Annotated in this window: 14 protein-coding genes, 1 pseudogene and 1 riboswitch; of the genes and pseudogenes, 7 read left to right on the top strand and 8 right to left on the bottom strand. The window is 69.2% G+C overall.

Annotation, left to right across the window (positions count from 1 at the left end):
- Together AB0B01_RS27185 and thiC are read right to left on the bottom strand one after the other, a co-directional pair.
- Nucleotides 1-106, bottom strand: a pseudogene (locus tag AB0B01_RS27185) (insulinase family protein); the annotation flags it as partial.
- 47 nt (nt 107-153) lie between these two features.
- Nucleotides 154-1,941, bottom strand: coding sequence for a phosphomethylpyrimidine synthase ThiC (gene thiC, locus AB0B01_RS27190; protein WP_361724351.1), 1,788 nt, complete (start codon nt 1,939-1,941; stop codon nt 154-156).
- Nucleotides 1,936-2,081, bottom strand: a riboswitch (TPP riboswitch). It overlaps the preceding gene by 6 nt.
- Before the next feature lie 72 nt (nt 2,082-2,153).
- On the opposite strand from thiC, the gene AB0B01_RS27195 reads away from it, so the two are divergent.
- Nucleotides 2,154-3,557 carry a YibE/F family protein gene (locus AB0B01_RS27195; protein WP_361724354.1) on the top strand — a complete coding sequence of 468 codons (1,404 nt, stop codon included), beginning with the start codon at nt 2,154-2,156 and terminating at the stop codon, nt 3,555-3,557.
- A 19-nt stretch (nt 3,558-3,576) separates the two neighbouring features.
- On the opposite strand, the gene AB0B01_RS27200 is transcribed toward AB0B01_RS27195, so the two are convergent.
- The 4 genes from AB0B01_RS27200 to AB0B01_RS27215 all read right to left on the bottom strand — a co-directional run bounded on the left by AB0B01_RS27200 (nt 3,577) and on the right by AB0B01_RS27215 (nt 5,838).
- Nucleotides 3,577-4,026 carry an SsgA family sporulation/cell division regulator gene (locus tag AB0B01_RS27200; RefSeq protein ID WP_361724357.1) on the bottom strand — a complete coding sequence of 150 codons (450 nt, stop codon included), beginning with the start codon at nt 4,024-4,026 and terminating at the stop codon, nt 3,577-3,579.
- A gap of 96 nt (nt 4,027-4,122) precedes the next feature.
- The gene (locus tag AB0B01_RS27205; protein WP_361724360.1) at nt 4,123-4,869 is read right to left on the bottom strand and encodes a helix-turn-helix domain-containing protein; all 747 of its coding nucleotides are present in this window, start codon (nt 4,867-4,869) and stop codon (nt 4,123-4,125) included.
- Between the two features lie 275 nt (nt 4,870-5,144).
- On the bottom strand, nt 5,145-5,372 hold the full coding sequence (locus AB0B01_RS27210) for a DUF5326 family protein (RefSeq protein ID WP_361724363.1): 228 nt from the start codon (nt 5,370-5,372) through the stop codon (nt 5,145-5,147).
- A 148-nt stretch (nt 5,373-5,520) separates the two neighbouring features.
- A complete protein-coding gene (locus AB0B01_RS27215; protein ID WP_361724415.1) occupies nt 5,521-5,838 on the bottom strand; it encodes a cupin domain-containing protein in 318 nt (105 codons plus the stop codon).
- 89 nt (nt 5,839-5,927) lie between these two features.
- On the opposite strand from AB0B01_RS27215, the gene AB0B01_RS27220 reads away from it, so the two are divergent.
- The 4 genes from AB0B01_RS27220 to AB0B01_RS27235 all read left to right on the top strand — a co-directional run bounded on the left by AB0B01_RS27220 (nt 5,928) and on the right by AB0B01_RS27235 (nt 9,156).
- Nucleotides 5,928-6,311, top strand: coding sequence for a phage holin family protein (locus AB0B01_RS27220; RefSeq protein WP_361724366.1), 384 nt, complete (start codon nt 5,928-5,930; stop codon nt 6,309-6,311).
- A 7-nt stretch (nt 6,312-6,318) separates the two neighbouring features.
- A complete protein-coding gene (locus AB0B01_RS27225) occupies nt 6,319-7,506 on the top strand; it encodes a cystathionine gamma-lyase (protein WP_361724368.1) in 1,188 nt (395 codons plus the stop codon).
- A gap of 179 nt (nt 7,507-7,685) precedes the next feature.
- Entirely contained in the window at nt 7,686-8,591 is a 906-nt protein-coding gene (locus tag AB0B01_RS27230; RefSeq protein ID WP_361724371.1) for a LysR family transcriptional regulator, read from the top strand.
- 85 nt (nt 8,592-8,676) lie between these two features.
- Nucleotides 8,677-9,156 (top strand): NUDIX hydrolase, encoded by a 480-nt coding sequence (locus AB0B01_RS27235; RefSeq protein WP_361724374.1) that lies wholly within the window; start codon nt 8,677-8,679, stop codon nt 9,154-9,156.
- Nucleotides 9,157-9,197: 41 nt separating this feature from the next.
- On the opposite strand, the gene AB0B01_RS27240 is transcribed toward AB0B01_RS27235, so the two are convergent.
- Nucleotides 9,198-10,403, bottom strand: a complete 1,206-nt coding sequence (locus AB0B01_RS27240) for a globin domain-containing protein (RefSeq protein ID WP_361724418.1) — start codon at nt 10,401-10,403, stop codon at nt 9,198-9,200.
- A 117-nt stretch (nt 10,404-10,520) separates the two neighbouring features.
- On the bottom strand, nt 10,521-11,171 hold the full coding sequence (locus AB0B01_RS27245) for an HAD-IB family phosphatase (RefSeq protein WP_361724377.1): 651 nt from the start codon (nt 11,169-11,171) through the stop codon (nt 10,521-10,523).
- A 176-nt stretch (nt 11,172-11,347) separates the two neighbouring features.
- On the opposite strand from AB0B01_RS27245, the gene AB0B01_RS27250 reads away from it, so the two are divergent.
- Nucleotides 11,348-12,235, top strand: a complete 888-nt coding sequence (locus AB0B01_RS27250; RefSeq protein WP_361724380.1) for a GNAT family N-acetyltransferase — start codon at nt 11,348-11,350, stop codon at nt 12,233-12,235.
- Between the two features lie 70 nt (nt 12,236-12,305).
- Nucleotides 12,306-12,767 (top strand): GNAT family N-acetyltransferase, encoded by a 462-nt coding sequence (locus tag AB0B01_RS27255; protein ID WP_361724383.1) that lies wholly within the window; start codon nt 12,306-12,308, stop codon nt 12,765-12,767.
- Nucleotides 12,768-12,816 lie beyond the last annotated feature (49 nt).

Consider the following 12,816-nt stretch of genomic DNA (forward strand, 5'->3'; position numbering starts at 1 on the left):
CGGTGAGCATGTCGCAGACGACGTCGATCGCCAGCGGCAGGTCGGTGTCGAGCACCCGTGCGTAGTAGCAGGTGTACTCCTTCGCCGTGAAGGCGCCCTCCTCTCCCCGGTGCAGCGCGACGGCAGCGCACGGACGCGACGTCAGCGTTCGGATCAGTCGGCCAGCGGCAGGTACACGCGGTTGCCGCTCGCCGCGAACTCGGCGGATTTCTCCGCCATGCCCGCCTCGATCTCCTCGGCCTTCAGGTCCCCGCCGTGCTCACGGCGGATGTCCTGAGAGATCTTCATCGAGCAGAACTTCGGACCGCACATGGAGCAGAAGTGCGCGGTCTTGGCCGGCTCGGCCGGGAGGGTCTCGTCGTGGAACTCGCGCGCCGTGTCCGGGTCGAGGGCCAGGTTGAACTGGTCCTCCCAGCGGAACTCGAACCGCGCGTCCGACAGGGCGTCGTCCCATTCCTGGGCGCCCGGGTGTCCCTTGGCCAGGTCCGCTGCGTGCGCCGCGATCTTGTAGGTGATAACGCCGGTCTTCACGTCGTCGCGGTTGGGCAGACCCAGGTGCTCCTTCGGCGTCACGTAGCAGAGCATCGCGGTGCCCCACCAGGCGATCATCGCGGCGCCGATGCCCGAGGTGATGTGGTCGTACGCGGGGGCGACGTCCGTGGTCAGCGGACCGAGCGTGTAGAACGGCGCCTCCTCGCAGATCTCCTGCTGGAGGTCGATGTTCTCCTTGATCTTGTGCATCGGGACGTGGCCCGGACCCTCGATCATGGTCTGCACGTTGTGCCGCTTGGCGATCGTGTTCAGCTCGCCCAGCGTCTTCAGCTCGGCGAACTGCGCCGCGTCGTTGGCGTCCGCGATGGACCCGGGCCGCAGGCCGTCACCGAGGGAGTACGTGACGTCGTACATCGCGAGGATCTCGCAGAGCTCCTCGAAGTTGGTGTAGAGGAAGTTCTCCTTGTGGTGCGCGAGGCACCACGCCGCCATGATCGAACCGCCGCGCGAAACGATGCCGGTCTTGCGGCGCGCCGTCAGCGGCACGTACGGCAGCAGCACACCTGCGTGGACCGTCATGTAGTCGACGCCCTGCTCGGCCTGCTCGATGACCGTGTCCTTGTAGATCTCCCAGGTCAGGTCCTCGGCCTTGCCGTCGACCTTCTCCAGCGCCTGATACAGCGGCACGGTTCCGATCGGGACCGGGGAGTTGCGCAGCACCCACTCGCGGGTGGTGTGGATGTTGCGTCCGGTGGAGAGGTCCATGACCGTGTCCGCACCCCAACGGGTCGCCCAGGTCATCTTCTCCACCTCCTCCTCGATGGAGGAGGTGACCGCGGAGTTGCCGATGTTGGCGTTGACCTTCACCAGGAAGCGCTTGCCGATGATCATCGGCTCGATCTCCGGGTGGTTCACGTTCGCAGGAAGCACGGCGCGCCCTGCGGCGATCTCCTCGCGGACCACCTCGGGGGAGACGTTCTCCCGGATGGCGACGTACTCCATCTCCGGGGTGATCTCGCCGCGGCGGGCGTAGGCGAGCTGCGTGACGGCGGCGCCGTCGCGACCCCGGCGGGGCTGGCGGGGGCGGCCCGGGAAGACCGCGTCGAGGTTCTTGAGGCCACCGCGCGGCGAGGTGTGCTTGATGCCGTCGTCCTCGGGGCGGACGGGGCGGCCCGCGTACTCCTCGGTGTCACCGCGGCCGATGATCCAGTTCTCCCGCAGCGGCGGCAGGCCGCGGCGTACATCGGTCTCGATCTGGGGATCGGTGTACGGCCCGGACGTGTCGTAGAGCGTGACGTCCTTGCCGTTGGTGAGGTGGACCTGGCGGACCGGCACCCGGATGTCGGGGCGGGAGCCCGCCACGTACCCCTTGTGCCAGCCCGGCTGGCGCTCGATTTGGCCGTCGGCGTCCTGACTGACGGCAGGCGTGCGTGCGTCCTGAATGGTCATGAGACCTGATCTCCCTACGCCGGCATTACCCGGTAACAGGTTCGGCGGTCGACGCAGCCTCTTCCCGTACGCCTGTACTGCGCGCGTACGGTGATCAGCGTCCTCTCAGCCCGGTGCTCCGAGCTCCCGCGTTGTGCAAAGGTGCCCCCACGCTAGCGTCATCTGTGGCGTGCTGAACAGTGGGCCCCCTCAACTCTTGCGATGATCGGCCGGTGACGTCCTCGCCGCAGCCCCCCGCCGATCTGCCAGAGCCCTCCGGCCACCCGGACCACGCGCACGCGGGTCCGGGGCATGCGCACGGGCCTTCCCCCGGTTCCGGGCACAGCCATGGGCACAGCCACGGCCACGGACCGGCGGCTCCCGTCTCCCGCCATTTGCGCCGGGTCATCGCAGCCGTACTGATCCCCTTCGCGGCCGCGGTCTTCATCGGCATGGCGGTGCTCTGGCCGGGCGGCGCCCCCGCCCACGAGCGTTCCGGAGTGGGCTTCGACCGCCAGACCCAGCAGGGCAAGGTCGTCGCCCTCGAACAGGTCGACTGCAAATCGGTGAACGTCTCGCAGGTGCCTCCGACCGGCAACACCTCCACCCCGGAGGGCCGGGAGGCGCAGGCCGCGCAGACCGGGCAGTGCAAGAAAGCCACCGTCGAGGTCGGCACCGGTCCGGAAAAGGGCCGCACGTTCATCGAGATCGTCCAGCCGGGCGCGCCACGGCAGTTGGCGGACGGCCAGGAGGTGGTCGTGGCCTACGCCCCGGACGCGCCGCGGGATCTCCAGTACTCCGTGATCGACGTGAACCGCAAGCTCCCGCTGGCCCTGCTGGCCGGGCTCTTCGCCGTGGCGGTGGTCGTCGTCGGCCGGATGCGCGGTGTGTTCGCACTGATCGCACTGGTGGTCAGCTTCGGAGTGCTGACGCTCTTCATCCTTCCGGCAATCCTGCAGGGCTCCAACCCGCTGGTGGTCGCGGTCATCGGCGCCAGCGCGATCATGCTCATCGCGCTCTACATGTGTCACGGACTGACCGCCCGGACCTCGGTCGCCGTGCTCGGCACGCTGGTTTCACTGCTGTTGATCGGGCTGCTGGGCTCACTCTTCATCGACTGGGCGTTCCTGAGCGGGAACACGGACGACAACACCGGACTGATCCACGGGCTCTACCCCGCCATCGACATGAGCGGCCTGCTGCTCGCAGGCATCATCATCGGATCCCTGGGCGTGCTCGACGATGTGACGGTCACCCAGACCTCGGCCGTCTGGGAACTGCACCAGGCAGACCCGTCCATGGGGTCACGTGCCTTGTACCGGGCGGCCATCCGGATCGGTCGCGACCACATCGCCTCGGTGGTCAACACCCTGGTCCTCGCCTATGCAGGCGCCGCGCTGCCCCTGCTGCTGCTGTTCTCGATCGCGAACAGCAGCATGGGCTCGGTGGCCAACAGCGAGCTCGTCGCGGAGGAGATCGTCCGTACCCTCGTGGGGTCCATCGGCCTGGTGGCCTCGGTTCCGGTCACCACGGCGCTGGCGGCACTGGTCGTGTCCGCCGACCGGCCGGGGCCCCCGGCCGGTGCGGCGGCCTCGGGGCCGGTCCGCACGGGCCGGGGCCGGCGCCGCAAGCGCTGAACACCGCTGCCGCGAAAGGTCAGCCGGCGTTCCGCTCGTTCTGCTGGGCCTCGGCGAGGATCTTGCCGAGCGCTTGGTCGAGGTCACCCTCGAAGTCGCCGAGGCTGCGCTCCTGGCCGAGGGGAACCAACCGGTCGGTGCGGTCGAGGAAGGCGACGAGCGGCGCCGCACCGGCGCGGAACAGGGCGCGGTCGGGCCCGACATGGAGACGGATGTGGACGTCTGACAGCTCGTCGGGGTCGATGGGGGCGATGTGCACATCTCCGTCGCCACAGGGCTTGTTGATGCCGTCGAGGAGCAGCTCTCTGCCGAACGCCCAGGTCACGGGGGCGTCTCCGGGGAGGTGGAAGGTCAGGCGTACGGCATAGGGATCACGGGCGTCGTACCCGAGCTCCACTGGGATCCGGAACGAGAGCTCCTCGGAAACGAGGAAGCTCATCATGACCTCTGCCTGTACCGACTCGCGCATTGCCTACCCCGCTGTAGTGGAAGTGGCCAGGAATGATCCCCAGGGACCTCTTGACAAGGGTGGTGTAAGCGCTGGCGGATCACAAGGAGTGAGATTTCAGATACTGATAGAGAACGAGAGGGTGCTCAACAGCGCGCCTACTTCACTCCGCAGTCGATCAACCGCAGAGCGCAATCGGTCTTCTTGATGCAAGGGAAGGGAAATGGCCATCGTTGCGGCCGTATCGCCGGCCGTGATGGGGATCGCCGCGCATACCGTGCCGAGCACATACTCCTGACGCTCCGTAACCGGCTGCATCCGGCCGAGGGACGCAATCCGGCGTTCCAGCGCACGCTGGTCCCGGACCGTGTATGCGGTGAGGGGACCGACGGGGTGGCGGTCGTAGTAGTCCTTCCGCGTCTCCTCGTCGAGCTGCGCCAGCAGGCACTGTCCGATGGCGTGCGCATGGCCGGTCTCGCGGAAATCGGCCCACTCCTCGCAGGCCGGGGTGGCTGGGGTGTCGGAGACACCGACGACCTCGATCTCACCCTCGCGGAACACCGCGAAGTAGACGGGGGCGCCGACCGCGTCGCGGAAGTGGGCCAGTGATTCGAGGATCATGCTGCGACGTTTCTGCTGCAGTCCGGCACGTGCCAGCCGCCCGGCGGCGTCGCCAAGGACGAACACCCCGCCCTCACGGCGCAGATAGCCCTCGTGAGTGAGAGTGCGCAGCAGGTGGTACGCGGTGGGAAGGGGGAGCCCGGCCTCGCGGGCCAGTTGTTTCGCCGGGGCTCCCTCACTGTGGGAACCCACCGCTTCGAGCAGCCTCAGCGCCCTCTGCACCGACCCGATCAGCGTCGGCACACCGGCGTTGTGAAGCGAAGACAAAGCTCACCCCCAGGCGTGGCAGCGGGCCTCGGAGTGACCCGCCGTGCGGGGGCCGCCCCCGCACGGTCCGTGTTCCTGGGGGTCGTGCTCGGCTGGTGCTAGACATCACCGCAGGGCAGAGCGGATCTACCGGCGTTCGGTGCCCAGGGATCGGCACAGATTGCCACTCTATCCGCCGATTCCAGCGGTGTGAGGGGTTTCGCACCTCATGTTCGCCCACCTGGGTTAGTCCGCGGTCACCGGGCAGGGACCTACCACTCGTTGGACGAGGACTTCGTCCCGTTCCCACTGAACTTCTTCACCAAGAAGACCAGGGCGCCCACGAGAGCGACGAACAGCAGCACGTCGAAGACGAAGCCGATCAGCGCGCTGAGGATGCTGGTGATGACGCCGCCGAACACCAAGACCACCAGAAGCGGGATGGCGACCCACTTCACCCACCAGGGCATGCCTGCCAGTGTCTCGCGGATGCCGTCCATGTCCTCGACCTCTTCCTCTTCCTCGTCCGTGACTTCCTGCTCTCGATGCTAGGAGTCCGCGGACGGGGCCGGGGGCCCGCGAGCCCCCGCAGTCCCCTGATCCGCCCCCTAGGGGGCGGGGGTCCCGGCCCTCCGTCCACAGGGGCCGTTACGCCTCCGGCGGCGAGAACACCACGAGCACCTTGAGGTCCTCGGTGATGTGGTGGAACTTGTGGGGGACTCCCGCCGGAACGTAGACCACGCTGCCGCGGGCCACCGCCGTCGTCTCCGTGCCCACCGTGATGGAGGCACGGCCGCTCACCACGAAGTACACCTCGTCCTGGCCGTGCGGCTGTTGTGGGTCGCTCTGGCCGGCATCGAGGGCGTACAGCCCCACCGACATGTTCCGCTCGCGCAGGAACTGCAGGTAGGCGCCGTCGTTCGCGAGCCGCTCCGCCTCAAGCTCGTCCAGCCGGAAGGCCTTCATCGTGTCGTGCCCCTCGTGTTCGTCAGGCTCCCCGTCATCCGCTGATCTGCGCATGTTCCACGGGGATCTTCTCTGCCACGATCAGACACATGACGAATTTCGTAGTCAAGACGCTCGCGAACGCGGCAGCCCTCGCCGTGGCCATCTGGCTGGTCGCCGGCATCACCCTCGACGACCACAGCAGCTCCCTGGGCCGCAGGACCCTGACGCTGGTCCTGGTCGCACTGGTCTTCGGCGTGGTGAACTTCTTCGTCAAGCCGGTGGTGAAGCTCTTCTCCCTGCCCCTGTTCATCATCACCCTCGGCCTGTTCACCCTCGTCGTGAACGCCCTGATGCTGCTCCTGACCTCGTGGCTGGCCAAGCAGCTGGACCTCAGCTTCGACGTGGAGAACTTCTGGAGCGCCCTGATCGGCGGCCTGATCATCTCCGTCGTGTCCTGGGCCGTGAACATGGCCCTGCCGGACAAGGACTGAACAACGCATGAACGACCCCGACCGCGACCAGCACGACGGCGACCGCGGCGCCCCCACCGAGGCGGTCCGGCCGGGCGACGGCACCCGGGCCGTCCGCGCCGGACTTCCCGACCCCGTCAAGAACGAACCGCCCCTGCCCGGGCCGGTCTTCGCTGCCCATTTCCACCTCCCTGGCGACGTCGAAGGTCCGTACACCTACGGCCGCGACACCAACCCGACCTGGACCCTGCTGGAACGAGCCATCGGAGAACTTGAGGCGCCCGGCCAGGACGGGGTGGACACGGTCGTCTTCGCTTCCGGCATGGCCGCCGTCTCCGCCGTCCTCCTCTCCCAGACCCGCGCCGGCGACACGGTCGTCCTGCCCGACGACGGCTACCAGGCGCTGCCGCTGGTCCGGGAACAGCTTGAGGCGTACGGCGTCCAGGTCCGCACGGCCCCGACCGGCGGCGACGCACAGCTCGCCGCGCTCGGCGGGACGCGGCTGCTGTGGATCGAGACCCCGTCCAACCCCGGGCTCGACGTCTGCGACATCCGGCGCCTGGCCGAGGCGGCCCACGCGGGCGGCACCCTCGTGGCCGTCGACAACACCCTCGCCACCCCGCTCGGCCAGCGCCCGCTGGAACTCGGCGCGGACTTCTCCGTCGCCAGCGGCACCAAGGGCCTGACAGGCCACGGCGACCTGCTGCTCGGGTACGTCGTCTGCCGCGACCCGCAGCTCGCGGCGGCTGTCCGGCGCTGGCGCAAGATCGTCGGCGCCATCCCGGGGCCCATGGAGGCCTGGCTCGCGCACCGCTCCCTGGCCACCCTCCAGCTGCGCACCCAGCGGCAGTGGGCCAATGCACTGGCCATCGCCGAGGCGCTCACCGACCGCGGCGAGGTGGCCGGTCTGCGCTATCCGGGCGTGCCCGCGGACCCCTCGTACAAGACTGCCGCCCGACAGATGCGGGGTTTCGGCTCCGTCGTCTCCTTCGTCCTCCCGGACCGCGCGCACGCCGAGCGCTTCATGGCCGCCCTGCACCTGGTCGAGGACGCCACCAGCTTCGGCGGAGTACGGTCCACCGCGGAGCGGCGCGGACGGTGGGGCGGAGACGCCGTGCCGGAGGGCTTCATCCGCTTCTCCGCCGGGGCAGAGGACACCGAGGACCTGGTCGCCGATGTGCTGCACGCCCTGGATTCCGCGGCCGCGGGAGGGTGAGCGGAGGCGAAACAATGCGGCGGTCCGAGCCTCCCCCCTCCTGGCTCGGACCGCCTCGGGTTCCTGCACGAAGAACCACAAGGCAAGGCTAGTTGACTCAGCGTCAGAGTCCAATCACGGTAACGACAGGGGCCTATCGGCATATTTATAGTTGAAGGTCCCACCGAGAGGGGGCCTTCATGGACCTGGCCCTGCTGCGTACGTTCGTCGCCGTACACCGGGCCGGCTCGTTCACCCGGGCCGCCGCGCTCCTCGGGCTGTCCCAGCCCGCCGTCACCTCGCAGATCCGCACGCTCGAACGCCAGCTGGGCCGGCCCCTGTTCCACCGCCGCGCCCGAGGAGTCACCCCCACGGCCGTCGGTGACGAACTGGCGCACAAGGCCGCCCCCCATCTCGACGCTCTGCTGCGGATCACCGAGGTCGAGCGGGAGGCGGCCGGGGCGTTACGCACCCTGCACCTGGCCGGCCCACCGGAGTTCCTGTCCCTGCGGGTGCTACCCGCCCTGGCACCGCTCGTCGGCCAAGGCCACACCCTGCGCACCGCCCTGCTGACCGGAACGGAGGAGATCCTCGACGGGCTCGCCTCCGGCCACCACGACCTCGTCGTCACCACGGCCCGCCCCCGCGGTGCCCTGTTCAGCGCCACGCCCCTGTGCGACGAGGAGCACGTCCTGGTCACTGCGCCGTACTGGGCCGCCCTCATCGATCCGGACCGGCTCCGCGACAAGGGGCCGGCCGCCCTCGACGGCATTCCGCTCGTCGAGGTCCACGAGAGCCTGCCTCTCGTCACCCGCTACTGGGCCGCCGTCTTCGAGACCCGGCCCGGTACACGCCCCGACGCAGCCACAGTCGTCGCGCCCGATCTCCGGGCGGTACTGGAATGTGTCCGCTCCGGCTCCGGACTCGCGGTACTGCCCCGCTACCTGTGCCAGGACTCGCTGGACCGCGGGGAGATCGTCGCCCTGCTGGAACCGGCCGTACCGCCCTTGCGTACCTGGTTCCTCGTGGTGCGCACCGGCAGCCTCGCCCTCGCCCACCTTGCCCGGGCCCACGACCAGCTGCTGCGCGCCGCCGCCCACTGGTAAGACCCGGCGCAGCGGCAGGGCCCCACCTGCGGACCGTTTCCCAGGCGCGCGTTTCAGGAACGGAACTCTGGGCCACTCTTCTCCCATGACCGAACGTCCCGTGGTCAAACGCACCGCCCGCGCGATCCTGCTCGACGGTGACGACCTGATCCTCATCAAACGCACCAGGCCCGGCGTCGACCCGTACTGGCTCACCCCCGGCGGTGGGGTGGAGCCCACGGACGCCACCGTCGTCGACGCCCTCCACCGCGAGGTCCACGAGGAACTCGGCGCGAAGATCACCGACGTGGTGCCCTGCTTCGTCGACACCGTCGAGCACATAGCGGGTGGCGGAGTGACCGGCGTCAAGGTGCAGCACTTCTTCGTCTGCCACCTCGAATCGATGGACCCCAGCCAGCGGCACGGTCCCGAGGTCGACGAGCCCGAGGGCGAGTACGAGATCGTCCGCGTGCCCTTCAGCCGGGTCGGAATCGCCGCGGTCCATCTCGTCCCGCTGTCCCTGCGCCACTACCTCGACGGGAACATCGAGGGCGTACGCGCCATGCACGCCCCCGACCTGGGCTGATCCGGCGGGGTCTGAACGAGGAGGGCGGGCGCCCGCCGGTCTCAGCCGGCGACGCCCGCCAGTTCCTCCAGCGCGTCGTAGCGGATCCGTTCACGCGGTATACCGATCCGTTTCAGCTCGTCGACGCCGCTGCGGATCATCGCGGGCGGCCCCGATATGAACGCGTCGTACGAGCTCCACGGCCCGTGCTCGCCCACCGCCTGGGGCAGCTGTCCGGCCAGGCCCTCGCAGACCACCGGGCGCACCGACAGCCACGGATGCGAGCGCTGGAGCCCCAGCAGGGTGTCCTTGTCGTAGAGGTCGTCGTCCCGGCGGGCTCCGAAGAACACCTCGACCGGGCGGCGCTCGCCGTGTTCCGCCACGTCCTCGATCAGCGCCTTGATCGGCGCGATGCCCGTACCGCCGCCCAGGCACAGCATCCCGTTGTCGGTGCTGTGGTCCACCACCATCGATCCGGCGGGTGGACCGAGCCGCAGGAAGTCGCCGGGGCGCGCATGGCGGACCAGGGCGTTGGAGACCCAGCCTGCCGGGACGGCCTTGACGTGGAACGAGAGCAGTCCGTCGGCTCGCGGGGCCGAGGCGAAGGAGTAGTGCCGCCAGACCCGCGGCCACCACGGGGTTTCCAGGCTCGTGTACTGGCCCGCGAGGAAAGCGTACGGCTGGTCCGGGCGGACCGTCAGGACCGCGATGTCCGGAGTCCGCAGATCATGGGAGACCACCTCGGCGTGCCACCAGGCCGGGGACTTCACCTCGTCCTCGGCAGCCGCATCGATCATGATCTGGGAGATCGACGTGTAGGCCCGCACCCACGCGGCCTCCGCTTCCGGACCCCAGCTGCGCTCGGCGTACCGGGCCAGCGCCCCCATCAACGCCTCACCGACCACCGGATAGTGCCCGGCCATCGTGCCGTACTTGCGGTGGCCGGTGCCCAGCCGCCGCAGGTACGGGACGAGTACGTCCGGGTTGTCGATGTGCTCGGCGGCGGTCATCAGGGCCTTCAGCAGCCGGTCGCGCTGTGCGTCCATGGCGGCGGGGAACATGCCGCGCACCTCGGGATGCCCCGTGAAGACCAAGGCGTAGAAGTAGGAGGTCACCTTGTCGGCGACCGGAGCGATCTCCTCAAGGGTCCGGCGGATCAGCACCGCGTCCGGAGAGGGCTCGGCCGCACCGCCCCCGGACGGTATCCGGCCCGTCCGTGTGGCCGGTCTGGTGGGCGGAGCGTCCATGTGGTGCCTCGCTTCGAGCATCTCGTCGGTAAGCACGCCACGGCCTTCGAATCCGTGGTTCCGGGCTTTACAGCCTGCCAGCCCCCCTGGCTGCTCGCGGGGAAACGCAGAAAATCCGCGTTTCGAACCCGCTTCCCCTTAAGATGCCGCAACTCCCGAGCGCGCCATACGCACCAGCTGATACGCCTCCCGCAGATCCCGGCCGACGTACACGTGCGTCGCCCGCTCCGCGAGTGAGGGGGGCGCGTTGACGGCCACTGACACCGATACGGCTTCGAAGAGGATCGCATCGGTCACGGAGTCCCCGTACGCGACACAGTCCGCGCGGCTGACCCCGAACCGCTCACACAGCTGGTCCGCCACAGTCACCTTGCCCTCCGGGGTCAGGATCCCGGCGCTGTCCACAGGCCGGGTGAACGGCACCTCGGGGAAGACCGAGCCGTGTGCGGCGTGGGCGCCCCACTCCAGCAGCAGCTCCACGAAGAACGACGGCGACAGCGAGATCACCGCGCAGTAATCCCCGCGCTCGCGGATCTCCTGCCACACCTCGCGGATCCCTGTCAGCCACGGAGAGCCGTCGAAGGCCGCCCGGACATGGGCAGGCGTCAGCTCGGCCCACAGCCGGTGCACGGCCACCGAAAACTCGTGCGGCCCGATCTCCCGTGCGCTGAAGGACCGCTCCAGCTCGGCAATCTCCGCTGCCAGGCCGAGCTGCCGGGAGATCTCTACCGGTGCCGCCGAGCCGTACATCAGCGTGCCGTCGAGATCGAAGAGATGCAGGAGGGTCATGGCAGCCGAGGCTAGCCTGTTCGTTGCCGCGAGAGCGAGGTCCGTTTCACGTGAAACATCGCGTCGTTTCACGTGAAACATCGGCTCCCAGCCCGTGGAACACCGGCTCGTTTCACGTGAAACATAGGGCTCAAATCCCCTGGACGAGCCACGCTTTGATGATCCAGGCTGAGCCGGTGACACGACCACACCTCACCGACCTGCCAATCCGTGCGCTGACTGTGGACGATCTCCGCCGCTGCGCCGACCTGTCCGAAGACCGGGGCTGGCCCCGCGAGGATCACAAGTGGGGACTCCTCCTCGCCGCCGGAAACGGCTATGGCATGGATGCTCCCGACGGGCAGGGCCTGGCCGCCGCCTGCGTTGTCACCTCGTACGGCAGTCCTCACGCGAAGCCCGACCTGGCCGCGATCGGGATGGTCCTCGTCGCCGACCGGTACGCCCGCCAGGGGTTGGGGCGCCGCCTGATGACCCACATCTGCAACGGGGTCCTCCAGGGCATCCCCCTGACCCTGCACGCCACCCCGTACGGCCGCCCTCTGTATGAGGAACTCGGTTTCGAGACCACGGGGCGCGCGGAGATGCTCGTGGGAGGCTTCCGAGCCGATGCCGCAGTCTCTACGTCGGATGACCTGCGGGTGCGGCCTGCCGCCGCCGAGGACATCTCGCGCATCCTCCGCCTGGACACCGAGGTGTTCGGCGCCGACCGGACGCACATGATCACGCGGCTTCCGGCTTTCGCGGATCGGCTGCTCGTGGCGGAGGACGAGGAGGGGGACCTCCTCGGATACGGTGCGCTCTGGCCCAACATGGAGACCCATGTCGTCGGCCCGCTGGTCGCCCGCGACACAGCCGGCGCGCAGGCGCTCGTCAGCGCGCTGGCCGCGACGACCGACCGGCCCCTGCGTACCGACGTCGACGTACGCCACGAGGAACTCCTCGCCTGGCTCAAGAACCGGGGCATGGTCTCCGTGGCCTTCAATGCCGTCATGACCCGCGGCCGCCCCGGACTGCCCGGCGACTGGACCCGCCGATGGGCCCCGCTCACCGTGGCAGCCGGCTGAGCAGTGTCCGGCGGATCAGGCCACAGCTCCGCCCCGCCTGACATCCCGTAGCTCCAGGAAGGAACACTCCATGGCCGAAGCCGCTGAGTTCGACATCCGGCCCGCCACTGAAGACGACCTGCCCGCCATCGTGGCGATGCTCGCGGACGACCCCCTCGGAGCCGCCCGGGAGTCGCCCGGCGATCTCACCCCGTACCTGACGGCCCTCAAGCGCCTGGCGGACGACCCCCACCAGCACATGGTCGTCGCCGTCCGCGCCGGCCGCGTCGTGGGCACCCTCCAGCTCACCGTCATCCCGGGCCTGTCCCGCAGGGGAGCCACCCGCTCCCTGATCGAGGGCGTACGGGTGCACGCGGACGAGCGGGGCAGTGGTCTGGGCACCCGGCTCATCCAATGGGCCATCGACCAGTCCCGGCGGGAGAACTGCCAACTCGTGCAGCTGACCTCGGACGTGACCCGCACCGACGCGCACCGCTTCTACGAGCGGCTCGGCTTCGCCGCTTCCCACGTCGGCTTCAAGCTCTCTCTTTGATCGAGAGCGTCGAGGGGCGGGGCCGGTACCGGCGGCTCGGCCTACGATC

It is taken from the genome of Streptomyces sp. NPDC044571, from assembly GCF_040647115.1.
Taxonomy (GTDB): Bacteria; Actinomycetota; Actinomycetes; order Streptomycetales; family Streptomycetaceae; genus Streptomyces.